Raw genomic sequence first — 617 nt, 5'->3', positions numbered from 1 at the left:
ATGCGGGAGGCGGTGACGGCTCTCGGCGGTGATCCGAACAAGGTGAATCCGTTGTCGCCGGCGGAGATGGTGATCGATCACTCGGTGATCCTGGACGTGTTCGGTACCTCGGATGCGTTCGCCCGCAATGTGGAGCTGGAGTATCAGCGCAACGGCGAGCGGTATCAGTTCCTGCGGTGGGGTCAGGGCGCGTTCGACGACTTCAAGGTGGTGCCCCCGGGCACCGGCATCGTGCATCAGGTGAACATCGAGTACCTGGCGCGGGTGGTGATGGTCCGGAACGGTCAGGCCTACCCGGACACCTGTGTGGGCACCGACTCGCACACCACGATGGAGAACGGCCTGGGTGTGCTGGGCTGGGGTGTCGGTGGTATCGAGGCGGAGGCCGCGATGCTGGGGCAGCCGGTGTCGATGCTGATCCCGCGGGTGGTGGGGTTCAAGCTGACCGGGGAGATCAAGCCGGGTGTGACGGCCACCGATGTGGTGTTGACGGTGACGGACATGCTGCGTCGGCACGGGGTGGTCGGCAAGTTCGTCGAGTTCTACGGTGAGGGTGTCGCCGAGGTGCCGCTGGCCAACCGTGCGACGTTGGGCAACATGAGCCCGGAGTTCGGGTC

The 617-nt window shown here is 65.5% G+C and carries 1 protein-coding gene; it reads left to right on the top strand.

Going from position 1 to position 617, the window contains the following annotated elements:
• The coding region (locus ABD908_RS27495) for an aconitase family protein (protein ID WP_345002103.1) at positions 1-617 on the top strand (617 nt) is incomplete at both ends.

The sequence above is a fragment of the Tsukamurella soli genome (assembly GCF_039541155.1).
Classification (GTDB): Bacteria; Actinomycetota; Actinomycetes; order Mycobacteriales; family Mycobacteriaceae; genus Tsukamurella; species Tsukamurella soli.
This window is presented reverse-complemented; position numbering and strand designations above follow the sequence as displayed.